The organism is Pseudomonas sp. QL9, from assembly GCF_041409665.1.
Lineage (GTDB): Bacteria > Pseudomonadota > Gammaproteobacteria > Pseudomonadales > Pseudomonadaceae > Pseudomonas > Pseudomonas knackmussii.
Genome location: NZ_CP166971.1, coordinates 1,536,123 through 1,554,103 on the forward strand (window position 1 = coordinate 1,536,123; position 17,981 = coordinate 1,554,103).

Annotated in this window: 21 protein-coding genes; 1 reads left to right on the forward strand and 20 read right to left on the reverse strand. The window is 64.5% G+C overall.

Annotation, left to right across the window (positions count from 1 at the left end):
• Positions 1–75: 75 nt before the first annotated feature.
• The 18 genes from bamB to trmJ form a co-directional block, all read right to left on the reverse strand.
• Positions 76–1,218 carry an outer membrane protein assembly factor BamB gene (gene bamB / locus ACA097_RS07285; protein WP_043249601.1) on the reverse strand — a complete coding sequence of 381 codons (1,143 nt, stop codon included), beginning with the start codon at positions 1,216–1,218 and terminating at the stop codon, positions 76–78.
• 1 nt (position 1,219) lies between these two features.
• The gene (locus ACA097_RS07290; RefSeq protein WP_160285952.1) at positions 1,220–1,864 is read right to left on the reverse strand and encodes a YfgM family protein; all 645 of its coding nucleotides are present in this window, start codon (positions 1,862–1,864) and stop codon (positions 1,220–1,222) included.
• A gap of 25 nt (positions 1,865–1,889) precedes the next feature.
• The gene (gene hisS, locus ACA097_RS07295) at positions 1,890–3,179 is read right to left on the reverse strand and encodes a histidine--tRNA ligase (protein ID WP_043249597.1); all 1,290 of its coding nucleotides are present in this window, start codon (positions 3,177–3,179) and stop codon (positions 1,890–1,892) included.
• 18 nt (positions 3,180–3,197) lie between these two features.
• Positions 3,198–4,310: a flavodoxin-dependent (E)-4-hydroxy-3-methylbut-2-enyl-diphosphate synthase gene (ispG, locus tag ACA097_RS07300; protein WP_043249595.1), complete on the reverse strand. Its 1,113-nt coding sequence runs from the start codon at positions 4,308–4,310 to the stop codon at positions 3,198–3,200.
• Between the two features lie 2 nt (positions 4,311–4,312).
• Entirely contained in the window at positions 4,313–5,392 is a 1,080-nt protein-coding gene (locus ACA097_RS07305; RefSeq protein ID WP_371369416.1) for a helix-turn-helix domain-containing protein, read from the reverse strand.
• Entirely contained in the window at positions 5,389–6,144 is a 756-nt protein-coding gene (pilW, locus tag ACA097_RS07310; protein WP_043249590.1) for a type IV pilus biogenesis/stability protein PilW, read from the reverse strand. The genes ACA097_RS07305 and pilW overlap by 4 nt, the downstream gene beginning before the upstream one ends.
• Before the next feature lie 14 nt (positions 6,145–6,158).
• Complete coding sequence (gene rlmN, locus ACA097_RS07315) at positions 6,159–7,307, reverse strand: 23S rRNA (adenine(2503)-C(2))-methyltransferase RlmN (RefSeq protein WP_371369418.1); 1,149 nt, start codon at positions 7,305–7,307, stop codon at positions 6,159–6,161.
• A gap of 27 nt (positions 7,308–7,334) precedes the next feature.
• Positions 7,335–7,766, reverse strand: coding sequence for a nucleoside-diphosphate kinase (gene ndk, locus ACA097_RS07320; RefSeq protein ID WP_043249587.1), 432 nt, complete (start codon positions 7,764–7,766; stop codon positions 7,335–7,337).
• 275 nt (positions 7,767–8,041) lie between these two features.
• Complete coding sequence (gene iscX, locus ACA097_RS07325; RefSeq protein ID WP_043249586.1) at positions 8,042–8,242, reverse strand: Fe-S cluster assembly protein IscX; 201 nt, start codon at positions 8,240–8,242, stop codon at positions 8,042–8,044.
• 11 nt (positions 8,243–8,253) lie between these two features.
• Positions 8,254–8,592, reverse strand: coding sequence for an ISC system 2Fe-2S type ferredoxin (gene fdx, locus ACA097_RS07330; protein WP_043249583.1), 339 nt, complete (start codon positions 8,590–8,592; stop codon positions 8,254–8,256).
• 6 nt (positions 8,593–8,598) lie between these two features.
• Positions 8,599–10,458 (reverse strand): Fe-S protein assembly chaperone HscA, encoded by a 1,860-nt coding sequence (gene hscA / locus ACA097_RS07335; RefSeq protein WP_371369421.1) that lies wholly within the window; start codon positions 10,456–10,458, stop codon positions 8,599–8,601.
• A gap of 43 nt (positions 10,459–10,501) precedes the next feature.
• Positions 10,502–11,023: a co-chaperone HscB gene (hscB, locus tag ACA097_RS07340; protein ID WP_371369423.1), complete on the reverse strand. Its 522-nt coding sequence runs from the start codon at positions 11,021–11,023 to the stop codon at positions 10,502–10,504.
• Positions 11,024–11,031: 8 nt separating this feature from the next.
• Entirely contained in the window at positions 11,032–11,355 is a 324-nt protein-coding gene (gene iscA / locus ACA097_RS07345; protein WP_043249577.1) for an iron-sulfur cluster assembly protein IscA, read from the reverse strand.
• Positions 11,356–11,380: 25 nt separating this feature from the next.
• Positions 11,381–11,767 (reverse strand): Fe-S cluster assembly scaffold IscU, encoded by a 387-nt coding sequence (gene iscU, locus ACA097_RS07350; RefSeq protein ID WP_043249574.1) that lies wholly within the window; start codon positions 11,765–11,767, stop codon positions 11,381–11,383.
• A gap of 26 nt (positions 11,768–11,793) precedes the next feature.
• On the reverse strand, positions 11,794–13,008 hold the full coding sequence (locus ACA097_RS07355) for an IscS subfamily cysteine desulfurase (RefSeq protein ID WP_160285947.1): 1,215 nt from the start codon (positions 13,006–13,008) through the stop codon (positions 11,794–11,796).
• A 28-nt stretch (positions 13,009–13,036) separates the two neighbouring features.
• The gene (gene iscR / locus ACA097_RS07360) at positions 13,037–13,534 is read right to left on the reverse strand and encodes a Fe-S cluster assembly transcriptional regulator IscR (protein WP_043249570.1); all 498 of its coding nucleotides are present in this window, start codon (positions 13,532–13,534) and stop codon (positions 13,037–13,039) included.
• A 141-nt stretch (positions 13,535–13,675) separates the two neighbouring features.
• Complete coding sequence (cysE, locus tag ACA097_RS07365; RefSeq protein ID WP_160288878.1) at positions 13,676–14,452, reverse strand: serine O-acetyltransferase; 777 nt, start codon at positions 14,450–14,452, stop codon at positions 13,676–13,678.
• Positions 14,445–15,224 carry a tRNA (cytosine(32)/uridine(32)-2'-O)-methyltransferase TrmJ gene (gene trmJ / locus ACA097_RS07370; RefSeq protein WP_160285946.1) on the reverse strand — a complete coding sequence of 260 codons (780 nt, stop codon included), beginning with the start codon at positions 15,222–15,224 and terminating at the stop codon, positions 14,445–14,447. The genes cysE and trmJ overlap by 8 nt, the downstream gene beginning before the upstream one ends.
• Positions 15,225–15,377: 153 nt before the next feature.
• On the opposite strand from trmJ, the gene suhB reads away from it, so the two are divergent.
• Entirely contained in the window at positions 15,378–16,193 is an 816-nt protein-coding gene (gene suhB / locus ACA097_RS07375) for an inositol-phosphate phosphatase (RefSeq protein ID WP_043249563.1), read from the forward strand.
• 140 nt (positions 16,194–16,333) lie between these two features.
• Here suhB and ACA097_RS07380 read toward each other — a convergent pair whose 3' ends face one another.
• Both ACA097_RS07380 and secF read right to left on the reverse strand, forming a co-directional pair.
• Positions 16,334–16,870, reverse strand: coding sequence for a glycine zipper 2TM domain-containing protein (locus tag ACA097_RS07380; RefSeq protein WP_160285945.1), 537 nt, complete (start codon positions 16,868–16,870; stop codon positions 16,334–16,336).
• A gap of 182 nt (positions 16,871–17,052) precedes the next feature.
• Positions 17,053–17,970 (reverse strand): protein translocase subunit SecF, encoded by a 918-nt coding sequence (gene secF / locus ACA097_RS07385; protein WP_160285944.1) that lies wholly within the window; start codon positions 17,968–17,970, stop codon positions 17,053–17,055.
• Positions 17,971–17,981 lie beyond the last annotated feature (11 nt).

The window sequence follows — 17,981 nt, forward strand, 5'->3', positions numbered from 1 at the left end:
AGATAAATTCAGGGTTTCTAAAAAAACGCGCCGGCCGCTGTCGTCGAACAGCGGCCGGCAGGTAACACATACAGCTTAGCGAATGGTGTAGGCGACCAGCTTGCCGCTGTTGCCGTACACGTACATCCACTTGTCCACGACCAGCGGGCGCACACGCACGCCGTCGCCGTCGACCTTCTCGCGGCCGACGAAGCGACCGTCCACCTGGCTCAGCAGGTGGATGTAACCTTCCAGATCGCCAACCACGACGTTGCTGGAGAACACAGCCGGCGCCGACAGCTGGCGGCGCGCCAGGGCATCGTTGCTCCACAGCGACGAGGAGCTGCGGCCGTCGAGGGACTCGACGGTGCCGCTGGCATCGCTGACATAGACGTTGCCCATGCCTTCGCTGACGCCGGCATAGCTCGACGCCTCGCGCTGCCAGAGCACGCGGCCGCTGGCCAGGTCGAGCGCGGCGGCGCGGCCCTGGTAGGTAGCCACGTAGATCACGTTGTCGTCGAGGATCAGGCCGCCGTCGATGTCGACTACGCGATCCAGCTCCGAACGACCTTGAGGCACGGCAACGCGGGTTTCCCACGCCGGCAGGCCGCGTTGCAGGTCGACCGCCACTACCTTGCCGCTGGCCAGGCCGGCGATCGCCATGCGACCGGCGATGATCGGCGAGCCGGTGCCGCGCAGGGTCAGCACGGGCACGGTGTTTTCGTAGACCCAACGCTGATTGCCGGTGCTGGCGTCGAGGGCGATCAGCTTGTCGTCCTGGGTTTGCAGCACGACCACGTCGCCGTCGGTAACCGGGGCAGACAGCACTTCGCTGGGCACGCGGGTCCGCCACTTCTGCTCGCCATCGGCGGCATTCAGGGCAACCACGTCACCTTTCAGGGTGCCGACCAGAACCAGGCCGCCACCGACGCCAACACCGCCGGAAATCGGCAGGTCGAGGTCTTTCTTCCAGAGCACGTCACCGCTTTCGCGCTGCATGGCCATGACGCGACCTTCGGCAGCGGCGGCGTAGATGGTCGAACCATCCACGGCCGGCGTCAGCAGTTCGTAGAGGTCGCCCTGGCCATCACCGACCGAGCGGCTCCACTGTTTGTCCAGGCGAACCTCTTCCTTGATGTCGGTGAGTTCAGCCGGCGGTAGTTCTTTCTTGCTGTTGCTGCTGCAGCCCACAGCGAGCAGGGTCAGCGCCAACAGCGCCGCATGATTCCAGCGCATCATCTCAGGCGCCTCCCTTGGCCAGGTCGTCGAGTTTCACCTGCAGGGCGCCGGAGGCGGCGTCTTCCGGCAGAGCGGCCTTGGCCTTCTCGTAGGCGGCACGGGCTTCGTCGGTGCGCTTGAGTTGCACCAGCAGGTCGCCCTTGAGCTCTTCGCGGTTGGCCACGAAAGCCTTGTCAGCAGTGCCTTCGAGCAGTTTCAGACCTTCTTCGGCCTTGCCCTGGGCAGCCAGGACGCGGGCCAGGCGCTGACGTGCCAGCTCACCGAGGGTGGCGTCGGCCGGCTTGTCGACCACGGCTTTCAGCTCGCTGGCGGCATCGTCCAGCTTGCCGGCATCCACGGCGACCTTGGCCACGAACAGACGGCCGTATTGGGCGTACGGGGTGCCGCCGTATTCGCTGGTCAGCTTGCCAGCCAGTTCGGCGACACGCGCGGTATCGGGCTTGCCGGACGGGGTCAGCGAACTCTCCACCAGTTCCTGGTAGAGGATGGACGCGCCCTGCGCCTGATTGGCCTGGTACTTGGTCCAGGCCTTCCAGCCGAACACCACCACCAGCGCCAGCGCGGCACCGGTGAGCAGGGGCGAGCCATTGCGCTGCCACCAGTCCTTGATGTCCGCCAGTTGTTCTTCTTCGGTACGCGTGGTCACCCCAATACTCCTATACGGTCTTTTCTCAGGCCTGTTTGAGGCAGGCTGCCAGGTGCTCGGGCAGAGCATCCCAGGCAATGTTCTGTTGCTCGCCCTCGCCGCGCAGGGGCTTGAAACCTACCACGCGGGCAGCCAGCTCGTCGTCACCCATGATCAGGGCGAACTGCGCGCCGCTCTTGTCGGCTTTCTTGAACTGGCTCTTGAAGCTGCCGGCGCCGGCGTTGACCAGCAGGCGCACGCCCGGCAGGGCATCGCGCAGGCGCTCGGCCAGGGTCAGCGCGGCCAGCTCGGCCGGCTCGCCGAAGGCGCATACATAGAGGTCGGCTGGACGGGCCAGTTCTGCCGGCACCAGGCCCAGGGTTTCCAGCAGGAGCACCAGGCGCTCGACGCCCATGGCGAAGCCCACACCCGGAGTCGGCTTGCCGCCGAACTGGGTGACCAGGCCGTCGTAGCGCCCCCCGGCGCAAACGGTTCCCTGGGAGCCGAGCTTGGTGGTGACCCACTCGAACACGGTGCGGCTGTAGTAATCCAGGCCGCGAACCAGTTTCGGGTTGATCTCGTAGGCGATGCCGGCGGCATCCAGGCGCGCCTTCAGGCCTTCGAAGTGCACGCGCGATTCTTCGTCCAGGTAGTCGTGCAGGGTCGGTGCGCCGACCAGCAGGGCCTGGGTGGTTTCGTTCTTGCTGTCGAGGATGCGCAGCGGGTTGGTGGTCAGGCGGCGCTGACTGTCCTCGTCGAGCTGGTCGTAGCGCTCCTTGAGGAAGGCCACCAGGGCGTCGCGATAGGTTGCGCGCGCCTCGCTGGAACCCAGGCTGTTGAGCTGCAGGGTCACCGAATCGGCCAGACCGAGCTTCTTCCACAGGCGCCAGGTGAGCACGATGAGCTCGGCGTCGATGTCGGGACCGGCCAGGTTGAAGACTTCCACACCGATCTGGTGGAACTGGCGGTAACGCCCCTTCTGCGGCTTCTCGTAGCGGAACATCGGGCCGGCGTACCACAGCTTCTGCACCTGGCCGCCACCGGTCATGCCGTGCTCCAGCACAGCGCGCACGGTGCCCGCGGTGCCTTCGGGACGCAGGGTCAGCGACTCTTCGTTACGGTCGAGGAAGGTGTACATCTCCTTGTCGACCACGTCGGTGCCTTCGCCGATACCGCGGGCGAAGAGCTCGGTGAACTCCAGGATCGGCAGGCGGATCTCGCTGTAGCCGTAGCCATCCAGCAGATCGGCGAAGGTGCGCTCGAGGTAGCGCCAGGCAGGAGTCTGCTCCGGCAGGATGTCGTTCATGCCACGAATGGCTTGCAGGGACTTGCTCACGTAGGGTCCTTGTAGCGGTCAGCCACGCACGATCAGGGCGGCGTCGGCCTCGGCCTTCTCGGCCGCTTTTGCGCGGATCAGCCGTTCCAGCTCATCCACCAGGTTTTCGTTCTGCAGCTTCTGCGCCGGCTTGCCGTCGATGTACACCAGGTTGTTCGGCGTACCGCCGGTGAGGCCGATGTGCGCTTCCTTGGCTTCGCCCGGGCCATTGACCACGCAGCCGATCACCGCGACGTCCAGCGGCACCAGCAGGTCTTCGAGGCGGCCTTCCAGCTCATTCATGGTCTTGACCACGTCGAAGTTCTGCCGCGAGCAGCTCGGGCAGGCGATGAAGTTGATGCCGCGCGAGCGCAGGTGCAGGGACTTGAGGATGTCGAAGCCGACCTTGATCTCCTCCACCGGATCGGCGGCCAGGGAGATGCGGATGGTGTCGCCAATGCCCTCGGCGAGCAGCATGCCCAAGCCCACCGCGGACTTCACGGTGCCCGAACGCAGGCCGCCGGCCTCGGTGATACCCAGGTGCAGCGGCTGTTCGATCTGCTTGGCCAGCAGGCGGTAGGCGGCGACGGCCATGAACACGTCGGAGGCCTTCACACTGACCTTGAAGTTCTGGAAGTCCAGCTTGTCGAGATGATCGACATGGCGCATGGCCGATTCCAGCAGGGCTTCGGGAGTCGGCTCGCCGTACTTCTTCTGCAGGTCCTTCTCCAGCGAACCGGCGTTGACGCCGATGCGGATCGGGATGTTCTTGTCACGAGCAGCGTCAACCACCGCGCGCACGCGGTCTTCGCGACCGATGTTGCCCGGGTTGATGCGCAGGCAATCGACACCCAGTTCGGCCACGCGCAGGGCGATCTTGTAGTCGAAGTGGATATCGGCGACCAGGGGAACCTGGACCTGCTGCTTGATCTTGCCGAAGGCTTCGGCGGCGTCCATGTCCGGCACCGAGACGCGGACGATGTCGGCGCCGGCTTCTTCCAGGCGACGGATCTGCGCCACTGTGGCAGCGACGTCCAGCGTGTCGGTGTTGGTCATGCTCTGGACGGCGATGGGCGCATCGCCGCCTACGGGCACCGAACCGACCCAGATCTTGCGGGAATGACGGCGTTTGATCGGGGAAGCGCAATGCATTTTCAGTTACCACCCAACTTCATGCGCGCGGTCTCGCCACGGGAATAGCGCGCGATATCGACCGGCTGGCCGTTGTAGCTGACCTGGGCGCCACGGGCGAAGCCCAGGCGCAGTTCCAGCGGCGCCTTGGCGGCGACCTCCATGGAGTCACCCTTGCGCTTGAGCGCACTGAGCACGACCTTGCCGTCGGCGTCGGTGACCTGGGTCCAGCAATCGGCGGTGAATTGAACCTTGACTACGCCCTGGCCGGCAGCGGCGACGACCGGGGCTGCAGCAGGCGCTGCCGGAGCGACTGGAGCAGCCGCTGTGCCCGGGGCGACGGGTGCAGCAGGGACGACCGGAACGGCGGATGCCACGACTGGTGCGGTCGGCGCAGGCGCCACAGCAACCGGTGCGCTCGGTGCAGCAGCGCTGGCCGGGGCAGCCGGGGCAACGGCCGGAGCTTCAGCGGCAGGTGCCTGTTCAGTCGGGGCCGGAGCGGCCTGCTCGGGCGCACCCGCACCAGCATCGCCAACCGGTTCGACCGGCGCTGCCGGGGTGTTCGCCTTGTCCTCGGCGACCGCCTGGTCTTCCGGCTCGTCGAGGCTGTGGACTTCGGTGGTGCCGTCGGCGCTTTCGACCTCGACGTGTTCCATGTTCAGGCCGCTGTTCTCGGCGACATTGCGACCGCTGCGCTCTTGCCACCACATGTAGCCGAAGCCCACCAGCAGGGCGAGCAGCAGCAGGCTGAACAGGCGCAGGAGGTTGCGCGACAGGCGCATCGGCTCGGCGACGCGGCCGAGGCTCTGCGGGGTACTGCCGGTGGCATCGGTGCCGGTGAACTGGTCGAAGGCGGTGACCATCTGCGCCTGGTCCATGCCCAGCAGCTTGGCGTAGGCACGCACGTAGCCGCGCGCGAAGGTGTGCCCAGGCAACTGGTCGAAGTTGCCCTGTTCCAGGTGACGCAGCGAGTTTTCCGTCAAATTCAGCTGACCGGCCACCTGGGAGGTCGACCAACCCTTGTGCTCGCGCGCCTGGCGCAAGGTCTCACCGGGGTTGGCACGGGTCGCCACGGCGACCTCTGGCTGCGACATCTTCATCATTTCTCTGCCTGGTATGCCTGGTATTCGGGAGAAGCGGGGTACAGGCGCTTGAGCTGCAGACCGTAGCTGGCCGCCGTGTCCTTGTCGTCAAAGACCTTGGCCAGGCGCACCCCCAGCAGCAGGCTCTTGGCGTTCTGCTGGCCCTGCTTCAGGTATTCCTCGTAGTAGCCGCGTGCTGGCACGTACTGGCGGTCGTCATAGGACATCTGCGACATCTCGAGCAGTGCGCTGGGCTGCCGGCGGTTCAGGCGCAGGGCCTTCTCGAAGTACTGCTTGGCCTGCTCGCGCTGGTTCATCTTCAGGCTGACCAGGCCGAGGTTCTCGAAGACCCGCGAACGCTCGGGGTACATGCTGTCGTCAGCGGCCTTTTCGTAGGCCTCGATGGCTTCCTGGTAGCGCTTCTGCTCGAAGAGGAAGCCGCCGTAGTTGTTCAGGATGCGCGCGTCGGAGCGCGAGGACAGGGCCTTGCGGTATTCGGTCTCGGCCAGCTTGGGTTCCATCTCCATCTGGTAGACCAGGGCCAGCGCGGCGTGCGCGTCGGCGCTCGAGGAGTCCAGTTCCAGCGCCTGGCGCAGCGGCACCTTGGCCTGCTCGGTGTTGCCGTTCTGCAGGTAGCCGATACCCAGCTGGATATAGGCGTCGCGGGCTTCTTCGCGACCCTTGGTAGTGGTCAGGGGATCCGGTTTCCCGGTCGTCACGCAACCCGCCAGCATGCCAGCCAACAGTACGAACAGCGCGGCGCGAAAGGTCATCGGATTCCCCCTGGTCAGTTTCGAGTGCTGGCGGTCGGCGTCTGTTCGGCTTCGGCCGCCAGTTGGCGTACGGCGATGTAGCGTTCGCTGCGACGGGTGCGGTCCATCACCTGGCCGACCAGTTGGCCGCAGGCAGCGTCGATGTCGTCGCCGCGAGTGGTGCGCACGGTGACGTTGTAGCCGCCTTTGTGCACCAGATCCTGGAAACGGCGGATGGCGTTGTTGCTCGGCCGCTCGTAGCCGGAATGCGGGAACGGATTAAACGGAATCAGGTTGATCTTGCAAGGAATTTCCTTGAGCAATGCGATCAACTGCTCGGCGTGCTCAGGCTGGTCGTTGACGTCCTTGAGCAGGGTGTACTCGACGGTCAGCACGCGTTCCTTGCCCAGGCGCGTGATGTAGCGCTTGCAGCTGTCCAGCAGGACCGCCAGCGGGTACTTCTTGTTGATCGGCACCAGCACGTTGCGCAGCTCGTCGTTCGGCGCGTGCAGCGAGAGGGCCAGGGATACGTCGGTGACTTCGCCGAGCTTCTCGATCATCGGCACCACGCCAGAGGTGGACAGGGTCACCTTGCGCTTGGAAATGCCGTAGCCGAAGTCCTCCATCATGATGTGCATGGCGGGGACGACGTTGTCGAAGTTCAGCAGCGGCTCGCCCATGCCCATCATCACCACGTTGGTGATGGCGCGGTCGATCTTGCCGGGCACGGTGCCGAAGGATTTGTTGGCGATCCATACCTGGCCGATGATCTCGGCAGAGGTCAGGTCGCTGTTGAAGCCCTGCTTGCCGGTGGAGCAGAAGCTGCAATCCAGGGCGCAGCCGGCCTGCGAGGACACGCACAGGGTGCCACGGCCGTTCTGCGGGATGTAGACGGTCTCGACGCAGCTGCCGGACGCCACGCGCACCACCCATTTACGTGTGCCGTCGCTGGAGATGTCCTGGCTGACTACTTCCGGACCCCGAATTTCGGCACAGGCCTTGAGCTTTTCGCGCAAGGCCTTGCCGACGTTCGTCATGGCGTCGAAATCCTCGGCGCCAAAGTGGTGAATCCATTGCATCACCTGGCCGGCGCGGAAGCGCTTTTCACCGATGGACTCGAAGAATTCCTCGAGCTGGGGCTTGGTCATGCCCAGCAGGTTGGCCTTTACAGCGGTATCAGTCATGGATTCACCCTCGCCCATTCGCTGTTATCAGCGAATGCGCTCGCACACCTCGGTGCTGGAGAAGAAGTAAGCGATTTCGCGGGCAGCCGAAGCTTCCGAGTCGGAACCGTGTACGGCGTTCTCGTCGATGGAAACGGCGAAGTCGGCGCGGATGGTGCCCGGCTCGGCTTTCTTCGGATCGGTGGCGCCCATCAGTTCGCGGTTGCGCAGGATGGCGTCTTCGCCTTCCAGAACCTGAACGATGACCGGACCGGAGGTCATGAAGGCAACCAGATCCTTGAAGAAGCCGCGCTCTTTGTGCTCGGCGTAGAAGCCACCGGCTTCGCGCTCGGACAGCTGAACCATCTTGGAAGCGACGACGCGCAGACCGGCTTTCTCGAAGCGGGTCAGGATTTCGCCGATGACGTTCTTGGCTACGGCGTCGGGCTTGATGATGGAGAAGGTACGTTGCAGGGCCATTTGGAATAACTCCGAAAAAGCAAGGTTGGTAAAGCTGAGGAGCCCCTGGCGCCAGTCCAGGAGCTCCCGCGATTCAGGGTTTGCCGCGCGACCGCGGCAGCCGTGGGGCTGGCACGCGCGGAGCCGCCGCGCGAATGCGCGTCGACCGACGAAAGAAGAACCGGCAGGGGTTCCTCGAGGCTCGCCAAAGATAAAACCCGCGAATTATACGCGGGTTCGAGAAAAAGATCAGCCGCCGCAGCACGCGACGGGCGCGCGCGGCGCGCCGCCGTTCGTCACTCGGCCTCTTCGATCCAGGCGGCCTGGATGGCTTCGAGTACCTTCTCGCCGCCGCGTGACGAATCGTCGCTGAATTCCGGCAAAGCCAGCACCCAGTTGTGCAGATCGACGAAGTTCACGTAGCGCGGATCGACATCCGGCTTGCTCTCGGCCAGCTGGATGGCGATTTCCAGCACATCGGTCCATTTCAGGCTCATGCGCGCTCCCCTCAATGACCTTCGGAAACCTGGTTGATGGTGTATTTCGGGATTTCGACCACCAGGTCTTCTTCACCGACCACCGCCTGGCAGGACAGCCGTGATTCCGGCTCCAGACCCCAGGCCTTGTCGAGCATGTCGTCTTCCAGCTCGTCGGAGGCTTCCAGCGAGTTGAAACCCTCGCGCACCACTACGTGGCAGGTCGTGCAGGCACAGGACATCTCGCAGGCATGCTCGATGTCGATGCCGTTGCGCAGCGCGGCCTTGATGATGGTTTCGCCGGGCTGGGCCTCGACCACCGCGCCCTCCGGGCAATGCTCGGCGTGGGGCAGAAACACGATCTGCGGCATCTTCGCTTATTCCTCGATTTCGTTGAGCCGGCGGCCGGACAGGGCGGCCTTGACGGATGCATCCATCCGTCGCGCGGCGAAGGCGTCGGTCACCTGGGACAGACGCTTGATTTGCTGTTCGATTGCCGCGGTATCGCTACCGGCGGCCAGTTCGCGCAGGGTTTCCATGCAGGCATCGATGGCGATGCGCTCGTCGGCGTCCAGCAGGCGTTCGCCATCGGCGTCCAGCGCCGAACGCACAGCCTCGAGCAGACGCTCGGCCTCGACCTGCTGCTCGCGCAGCGCACGGGCATTCATGTCGTCGCCAGCATTCTGGAAGGAGTCCTGCAGCATGCGGGCGATTTCGCCATCGGTCAGGCCGTAGGACGGCTTGACCTGGATGCTCGCCTCGACGCCCGAGCTCATCTCGCGGGCGGAGACCGCCAGCAGGCCGTCGGCATCGACCTGGAAGCTGACGCGGATCTTCGCCGCACCGGCAACCATCGGCGGAATGCCGCGCAGCTCGAAGCGCGCCAGGGAACGGCAATCCTTGACCAGCTCGCGCTCGCCCTGCAGCACGTGAATCATCATGGCCGTCTGGCCATCCTTGTAGGTGGTGAATTCCTGCGCACGCGCCACCGGAATGGTGGTGTTGCGCGGGATCACCTTCTCCATCAGCCCGCCCATGGTCTCGAGACCGAGGGACAGCGGGATGACGTCGAGCAGCAGCAGCTCTTCGCCGCGCTTGTTGCCGGCCAGGGCATCGGCCTGGATGGCGGCGCCGATGGCCACCACCTGGTCCGGGTCGATATCGGTCAGCGGCTGGCGACCGAACAGCTCGCCCACCGCCTGACGAACGCGCGGCACGCGGGTGGAGCCGCCGACCATGACCACTTCACCGACCTCTTCCAGCTCGATGCCGGAATCGCGCACTGCGCGACGGCAGGCCTTGAGGCTACGGGCGATCAGCGGCTCGATCAGCGCATCGAACTGCTCACGACCCAATTGGCCGCGCCAGTCGCCATAGGCAACCTCGACGCTCGCCTCGGCGGTCAGGGCTTCTTTTGCAGCACAAGCAACCTGCAGCAGATGGCGCTGAGCACCCGGATCGAGATCGTCGGACAGGCCGGCCTGCTGGATGACCCAGCCGGCGATGGTGTGATCGAAATCGTCGCCGCCCAGGGCGCTGTCGCCGCCAGTGGCCAGGACCTCGAAGACGCCGCGGGTCAGACGCAGGATGGAAATGTCGAAGGTGCCGCCGCCCAGGTCGTAGATGGCCACGACGCCTTCGGCGTTCTTGTCCAGACCGTAGGCAACCGCAGCTGCGGTGGGTTCGTTGAGCAGGCGCAGGACGTGCAGGCCAGCCAGACGCGCGGCGTCCTTGGTGGCCTGGCGCTGGGCGTCGTCGAAATACGCCGGCACCGTGATCACTGCACCGACGAGCTCACCGCCCAGGGTGGCTTCGGCGCGCTGGCGCAGGGTGCGGAGGATCTCCGCGGAGACCTCGACCGGGCTCTTCGGACCTTGCACGGTCTCGATGAACGGCATGTGCGACTCACCCTGGGTGAAGCGGTACGGCAGTTGGCCGCCGAGCTGCTTCAGATCTTCCAGGCCACGGCCCATCAGGCGCTTCACCGAGATGATGGAGTTCAGCGGGTCTTCCGCGGCGCCGCGCTTGACCGACTCGCCGACGTCGATGCCGTCGGCCCGGTAGCGTACTGCCGAGGGCAGGATCAGGCGGCCTTCGGCATCCGGCAAGGGCGCAGCGGTACCGCTGCGCACGGCGGCGACCAGGGAATTGGTGGTGCCCAGGTCGATACCCACGGCCAGTCGACGCTGGTGCGGCTGGGGGGTTTGTCCGGGCTCGGCGATCTGCAGTAGGACCATGCTGCTCTAATCAGGCGTATCAGGCGCGGCCAGGCCGCGCGGATTAATCGTCGAGTCGCTCTTCGAGCTGGCGCACTTCCTGCGCCAGCTTGTCGAGAAACTGCATGCGGCGCACCAGACGCTCAGCATCCTGGCGGCGAGAGGCGTCATCCCAGCACTCGGCGAAGGCATCGTCGAGTCGCTGCTGGGCCGTCTTCAGCTGACACTTGAAGGCGGCGACACCATCCAGATCGGCGTTGTCCTGCAGGTCTTCCAGGTCCTCGCGCAACTGCATCTGCTGCAACAGGAACTCGGGGTCCTGCACTGTGGCTTCCAGCGGCAATGCCTGGCCCCGCAGGGACAGCAGGTAAAGAGCGCGACGCGGCGCACTCTTCAGCGTCTGGTAGGCCTCGTTGAGTTCGGCGGCGCGCTCCAGCGCTACCCGCTGCTCGCGATCGGATGCATCGGCGAAGCGATCCGGATGGACGCTGCGCGCGAGCTCACGATAGCGATTGCCGAGCGCATCCAGATCGATGCGGAAGCTCGGCTGCAGGTCGAACAGCGCAAAGTGACAGGGACTACCCACACCCGGCCTCAGACGTTGAAGCTTTCGCCGCAGCCGCACTCGCCACGAACGTTCGGGTTGTTGAACTTGAAGCCCTCGTTGAGGCCTTCCTTGGTGAAGTCCAACTCGGTGCCGTCCAGGTAGACCAGGCTCTTCGGGTCGATGATGACCTTCACGCCGTGGCTCTCGTAGACGAGGTCTTCCGCTGCCAGTTCGTCGACGAACTCGAGCACGTAGGCCAGCCCGGAACAGCCGGTGGTGCGCACGCCAAGACGAATGCCCTCGCCCTTGCCGCGCCCCTCGAGGGAGCGCTGGACGTGCTTGGCGGCGGCTTCGGTCATGCTGATGGCCATGGGAACTCCTTACTCAGGCGAGCGGTTAGAGCAGACCCTTCTTCTGCTTGTAGTCGTGCACGGCCGCCTTGATGGCGTCCTCGGCGAGTACGGAGCAGTGGATCTTCACCGGCGGCAGGGCCAGTTCTTCGGCGATGGTGGTGTTCTTGATGGCCTCGGCCTCGTCCAGGGTCTTGCCCTTCATCCACTCGGTGGCGAGGGAGCTGGAGGCGATGGCCGAACCGCAGCCGTAGGTCTTGAACTTGGCGTCTTCGATGACGCCCTGCTCGTTGACCTTGATCTGCAGGCGCATCACGTCGCCGCAGGCCGGGGCGCCGACCATGCCGGTGCCGACATCCGGATCCTCGGCGTCGAGCTTGCCGACGTTGCGCGGGTTTTCGTAGTGGTCGATGACCTTGTCACTGTATGCCATGGCTAATCCTCACTCTATGGGGCGGGTCAGTGGGCCTGCCATTCGACCTTGGACAGGTCGACGCCCTCTTTGAACATATCCCACAGCGGCGAAAGATCGCGCAGCTTGGAAACGGCTTGCCCCACGATACTGGCGGCGTAGTCGACCTCTTCCTCGGTGGTGAAGCGGCCGAAGGTGAAACGGATGGAGCTGTGCGCCAGTTCGTCGTTGCGGCCCAGGGCGCGCAGGACATAGGACGGCTCCAGGGAGGCGGAGGTGCAGGCCGAACCGGAAGAGACCGCGAGGTCCTTCAGGGCCATGATCAGCGACTCGCCTTCCACGTAGTTGAAGCTCAGGTTCAGGTTGTGCGGCACGCGCTGGGTCAGGCTGCCGTTGACGTAGAGCTCTTCCAGACCTTCGAGCTGGCCGAAGAAACGGTCACGCAGGGCGCGGATGCGCTCGTTTTCGGCGTGCATTTCTTCCTTGGCAATGCGGAAGGCTTCGCCCATGCCGACGATCTGGTGGGTCGCCAGCGTGCCCGAGCGCATGCCGCGCTCGTGGCCGCCACCGTGCATCTGGGCTTCCAGGCGCACGCGCGGCTTGCGGCGCACGTACAGGGCGCCAATGCCCTTGGGACCGTAGGTCTTGTGCGCGGAGAAGGACATCAGGTCGACCTTCAGCTTCTCCAGGTCGATGTCGACCTTGCCGGTGGACTGCGCGGCGTCGACATGGAACAGAATGCCGCGGGAGCGGGTCAGCTCACCGATGGCAGCGATGTCGTTGATGGTGCCGATCTCGTTGTTCACGTGCATGATCGAAACCAGGATGGTGTCGTCGCGCAGCGCGGCCTCGACCATCTCGGGAGTGATCAGGCCTTCCTCGGTCGGATCGAGGTAGGTCACTTCGAAGCCTTCGCGCTCCAGCTGGCGGGTGGTGTCCAGCACCGCCTTGTGCTCGATCTTCGAGGTAACGATGTGCTTGCCCTTGCTCCCGTAGAAGTGCGCAACGCCCTTGATCGCCAGGTTGTCGGACTCGGTGGCACCGGAGGTCCAGACGATTTCGCGCGGGTCGGCGTTGACCAGGTCGGCGACCTGGCGGCGGGCGTTCTCGACCGCTTCCTCGGCCTTCCAGCCAAACACGTGGGAGCGCGAGGCCGGGTTGCCGAAGTTGCCGTCCACCAGCAGGCAATCAGCCATCTTCTGAGCGACGCGCGGGTCCACCGGGGTCGTGGCGGAGTAGTCGAGGTAGATCGGCAATTTCATCAGGTAACTCCTACAGGCTGGCGCACGCTCAATCGATGGCGGACGCTTCAATCTTATCGAGGCTGGGCAGCTTGCCGTTGCCTCGGCAACGACGCTCATCCTGGCGCTGTGCGACTTCCTGGACCTCACGACGCTCGACGAGGTCGGCGAGGCTGATGCCGCTGAGGAACTCGTGGATCTGCTGGCTGAGGTCGCACCACAGGTGATGGGTCAGGCAGGTGTCGCCGGAGTGGCAGTCACCCTGCCCTTGGCAACGGGTGGCGTCGACCGACTCGTTGACCGCGTCGATGACCTGGGCCACGTGGATGCCGGCCATGTCGCGCGACAGCTGGTAGCCGCCACCCGGGCCGCGCACGCTGGTCACCAGATTGCCGCGACGCAGCTTGGCGAAGAGTTGTTCGAGATAGGACAGGGAGATGCCCTGGCGCTCAGAAATATCGGCCAGGGAAACCGGACCACGCTGGGCATGCAACGCCAGGTCGAGCATGGCGGTTACGGCATAGCGGCCTTTGGTGGTCAGACGCATGAAACTTTCCCGGAATAGAACACTGGACTGGCGCTAGGATGCCATTTCCCGAGTATTTAAGTCAACTATAAGACCTATCAAATTACTCGGGATTGACCAGCGGAGGGCGGCATAATGTAGCAGGAAATCAGGGACGACGCATTACTGCGCCGCCTTGTCGTCCTCACCCTTGACCCCGGCGAAATCCTCTTCGCGCAGCTCCGGCAGCTTCTTCGCGCAGTAGTCGCTGCCCAGCGCGGTGAGCGCCTGGCACATGCCTTCCAGACGACCATCGACCGCCTGCAGGTGATCGAGCAGCTGACCAATGGCGCGCGCCACCGGGTCCGGCATGTCCTGACTGACGCCGTAGGCATCGAAGCCCAGCTTCTCGGCCATGGCCTGGCGCTTGGCCTGCTGCTCGGCGTCATCCTTCATGATGATGCGCCCCGGAATCCCCACGACGGTGGCACCTGGCGGCACCTCCTTGGTGACCACGGCGTTGGAGCCTATCTTCGCCCCAGCGCCGACAGTGAACGGACCGAGAACCTTGGCACCAGCACCGACAACCACACCATCGGCCAGGGTCGGGTGACGCTTGCCCTTGTTCCAGCTGGTGCCACCGAGGGTCACACCCTGGTAGAGAGTCACGTCGTCACCGATCTCGGCGGTTTCGCCGATGACGATGCCCATGCCGTGGTCGATGAAGAAGCGCCGACCGATCTTCGCGCCGGGATGGATCTCGATACCGGTCATCCAGCGACCGAAGTTGGATACCAGGCGCGCCAGCCATTTCCAGCCCGAACGCCACAGGTGATTGGCCAGACGGTGCAGCCAGACGGCATGCAACCCCGGATAGCAGGTGAGCACCTCGAAGGCGTTACGCGCCGCCGGGTCGCGATGGAATACGCTCTGGATATCTTCGCGTACGCGCTCAAACATCATCGTCACTCCGCTTGCCCGCCTCGCCGCGCGAGGCCTTTTGTGTCTCGGTGAGAATGCCCCGAAGGATATTCATCTCCAGCTTGCTGACCCCGGCACGACCATACAGGCGGCGCAGGCGCGACATCAGGTGCCGCGGCTTCTCGGGATCGAGGAAGCCGATCTCGACCAGGGTGCTCTCCAGGTGCGTATAGAAGCGCTCCAGCTCGTCGGCCGTCACCGGCATGCTGTTGAGCATCGCGGTGGTTTCCAGCTTCTCCTGCTTGGTCGGCTGCCCTTCGGCGGCCAGCCAGGCCATGCGCACTTCGTAGACGAGCACCTGGACCGCCGTCGCCAGGTTCAGCGAGCTGAACTCCGGGTTGGCGGGAATGTGCACGTGGAACTGACATCGCTGCAATTCTTCGTTGGTCAAACCCGCATACTCGCGACCGAAGACCAGAGCCACTTCGCCGCCCTGCTGGGCATGCTGCAGGCTGGTGGTCGCGCATTCGCGAGGGTCGAGCAGCGGCCAGGGGATACGGCGGTCACGAGCACTGGTGCCAAGCACCAGGCTGCAGCCGACCAGCGCCTCTTCCAGGGTCGAGACCACCTGAGCGGAATCGAGGATATCGGTTGCACCGGACGCGCGAGCCACAGCCTCGCTGCTCGGGAAATCCTCCGGATCAACCAGCACCAGGCGCGACAGGCCCATGTTCTTCATGGCCCGGGCGGTACCACCGATATTGCCGGGATGACTGGTGTTCACCAGCACCACGCGAATTCTGTCGAGCAACGAAGCTCTCCACACATAAGCTGAAACGAAAAGGAACGGAATCCTACCGCAGCGCTCGGTCTTGCGCCATGCGAGCGACAGGCCGCGCTATGAGCGTCGCGGAAATCTGGTACAATGTTCGGCTTTCTTTAACATCATCCAGGTGACCTCTCCATGCAGCCTATGCTGAATATCGCCCTGCGCGCCGCTCGCAGCGCCGGTGAACTGATCTTCCGCTCCATCGAACGCCTGGATGCCCTCTCGGTCAACGAAAAAGAAGCCAAGGACTACGTTACCGAGGTCGATCGCGCGGCCGAGCTGCACATCGTCACCGCCCTGCGCAAGGCGTACCCGAACCACGGCATCATGGGCGAGGAAGGCGGCTTCCTGGAAGGCAGCGGCGAAGGCGCCGACTACCTGTGGATCATCGATCCGCTGGATGGCACCACCAACTTCATCCATGGCGTTCCGCACTTCGCCATCAGCATCGCCTGCAAATACAAGGGCCGCCTGGAGCACGCCGTGGTCCTCGATCCGGTGCGCCAGGAAGAGTTCACCGCCAGCCGTGGCCGTGGCGCCGCACTGAACGGCCGCCGCCTGCGCGTCAGCAACCGCAAGAGCCTGGAAGGCGCCCTGCTGGGCACCGGCTTCCCGTTCCGCGACAACCAGCTGGAACACCTGGATGCCTACCTGGGCATGTTCCGCAGCCTGGTCGGCCAGACCGCCGGAATCCGCCGCGCTGGCGCCGCCAGCCTGGACCTGGCCTACGTCGCGGCCGGCCGCTTCGATGCCTTCTGGGAGTTCGGCCTGTCCGAGTGGGACATGGCAGCAGGCGCCCTGCTGGTGCAGGAAGCCGGCGGCCTGGTGAGCGACTTCACCGGCAGCCACGAATTCCTCGAGAAAGGCCATATCGTTGCCGGCAACACCAAGTGCTTCAAGGCGCTGCTGACCAGCATCCAGCCGCACCTGCCGCCGTCGCTCAAGCGCTGAGCCCGAGCGGAACGAAAGAGCCCGGCCATGTGCCGGGCTTTTTGTTGCTTGCGATTCCGCAGGGCGAGCCCCACCAAGTGTTCGCGAGCCACAAATGAAGAAGGCGCCCTCAGGCGCCCTCTTCCACTCGCGTAGCGAACTTACTGCTGGCTGAGGATCAGCCGGCCGCTCTTGTCCACCGGGATCTGGCTGCCCGGATCGCGATCCATGCGCACCTGCCCCGGCTTGCCATCGAGGGTGTAGCGGACGTCATAGCCCACCACTTTCTCGCTGGTGTCGGTCACGGTTTTGCAGCGGGTCTCGGTGGTGGTGTAGGTGTCATTGTTCTGCATATGCTCCTGCACCTTGTTGCCGGCGTAACCGCCGCCAACAGCACCGGCTACGGTCGCCAGGGTCTTGCCCTTGCCACCGCCAATCTGGTTGCCGAGCAGGCCGCCGGCAATGGCACCGATGGCAGTACCGGCGATCTGGTGCTGGTCCTTGACCGGACGCTGGTGCGTAACGGCGACGTCATTGCAGACCTGACGCGGATTCTTGATGGTTTCCTTGACCGGCTGGACGGCCACGACCTCTGCGTACTGCGGGCCGCGATCCACCAGGCTATACGTGGCCACCGCTCCACCCGCCGTAACGCCAACAGCGCCCAACACGGTACCAATGAGCAACGACTTGTTCACATAAACCTCCTGGCTTTCCTTTCGTACGGGCATTTTGCCCCAGTCCCTGCCTTGGAGCAGGGCCACCAGCCGAAAGTTCCTACAGCAATCCGCGAAACGCCACACAAAACGGATAGAAGGCTAGCCCATAGAAACGAAAACTCCCGCCGTAGCGGGAGTTTCCGGTGGAACCGAGCGAGCCATCAGGGACGGTCGTCGACTTCCTTGGTTGCCGGCGGAATCAGGTCCTCGGCGGAGAGCTTCAGCCAGATCAGCACCACATCGGCGATGTAGATCGACGAGTAGGTACCGGCCAGCACACCGACGAACAGGGCGATGGAGAAGCCGAACAGGTTGTCGCCACCGAAGAACAGCAGCGCGGCGATGGCCAGCAGCGTCGAGATCGACGTAGCCATGGTGCGCAGCAGGGTCTGGCTGGTGGAGATGTTGATGTTGTCGATCAGGCTGGCCTTGCGCAGGACGCGGAAGTTCTCGCGCACCCGGTCGAAGATCACGATGGTGTCGTTCAGCGAGTAGCCCACCACCGCCAGCACCGCGGCGAGCACGGTGAGGTCGAAGGTGATCTGGAAGAACGACAGCACGCCCATCACGATGATCACGTCGTGGATCAACGAGAGGATGGCGCCCAGCGCGAACTTCCACTGGAAGCGGAAGCCGACGTAAACCAGGATGCCGCCCAGGGCCAGGAGCATGCCCAGGCCGCCCTGGTCGCGCAGCTCTTCACCGACCTGCGGGCCGACGTATTCCACGCGCTTGAGGCTGGCCGGGTTGGCGGTGTCGGCGGCCTGCAGCGCGCCGGCGACCTTCTTGCCCAGCTCCGGGTCTTCGCTGGGCATGCGCACCAGCACGTCCTTGGTATCGCCGAAGCTCTGTACCACAGCCTCGTTGTAGCCCGCTTTCACCAGCTGCTCGCGAACCTTAGCCAGCTCCGCCGGCTGCTGGTAGCTCAGCTCGATGAGCGTACCGCCGGTGAAGTCCAGACCGAAGTTGAGGCCCTTGGTGAACCAGCTGCCCAGGGCAATCAGGGAAAGGATCAGGGTGCAGGCGAACGCAATGTTGCGCACGCCCATGAAGTTGATAGTGCCGATCTTGATATTCATCTTCGTGCCCC

Coding starts and splice junctions, on each gene's coding strand:
- secF (WP_160285944.1), bottom strand. CDS start 17,970: ATGAATATCAAGATCGGCACTATCAACTTCATGGGCGTGCGCAACATT.
- ACA097_RS07305 (WP_371369416.1), bottom strand. CDS start 5,392: ATGATGAAGATGTCGCAGCCAGAGGTCGCCGTGGCGACCCGTGCCAAC.
- cysE (WP_160288878.1), bottom strand. CDS start 14,452: ATGTTTGAGCGCGTACGCGAAGATATCCAGAGCGTATTCCATCGCGAC.
- pilW (WP_043249590.1), bottom strand. CDS start 6,144: ATGACCTTTCGCGCCGCGCTGTTCGTACTGTTGGCTGGCATGCTGGCG.
- iscA (WP_043249577.1), bottom strand. CDS start 11,355: ATGGCCATCAGCATGACCGAAGCCGCCGCCAAGCACGTCCAGCGCTCC.
- rlmN (WP_371369418.1), bottom strand. CDS start 7,307: ATGACTGATACCGCTGTAAAGGCCAACCTGCTGGGCATGACCAAGCCC.
- ispG (WP_043249595.1), bottom strand. CDS start 4,310: ATGCATTGCGCTTCCCCGATCAAACGCCGTCATTCCCGCAAGATCTGG.
- ndk (WP_043249587.1), bottom strand. CDS start 7,766: ATGGCCCTGCAACGTACCTTCTCCATCATCAAGCCCGACGCCGTAGCC.
- bamB (WP_043249601.1), bottom strand. CDS start 1,218: ATGATGCGCTGGAATCATGCGGCGCTGTTGGCGCTGACCCTGCTCGCT.
- ACA097_RS07355 (WP_160285947.1), bottom strand. CDS start 13,008: ATGAAATTGCCGATCTACCTCGACTACTCCGCCACGACCCCGGTGGAC.
- hscA (WP_371369421.1), bottom strand. CDS start 10,458: ATGGTCCTACTGCAGATCGCCGAGCCCGGACAAACCCCCCAGCCGCAC.
- iscX (WP_043249586.1), bottom strand. CDS start 8,242: ATGAGCCTGAAATGGACCGATGTGCTGGAAATCGCCATCCAGCTGGCC.
- iscU (WP_043249574.1), bottom strand. CDS start 11,767: ATGGCATACAGTGACAAGGTCATCGACCACTACGAAAACCCGCGCAAC.
- iscR (WP_043249570.1), bottom strand. CDS start 13,534: ATGCGTCTGACCACCAAAGGCCGCTATGCCGTAACCGCCATGCTCGAC.
- suhB (WP_043249563.1), top strand. CDS start 15,378: ATGCAGCCTATGCTGAATATCGCCCTGCGCGCCGCTCGCAGCGCCGGT.
- fdx (WP_043249583.1), bottom strand. CDS start 8,592: ATGCCGCAGATCGTGTTTCTGCCCCACGCCGAGCATTGCCCGGAGGGC.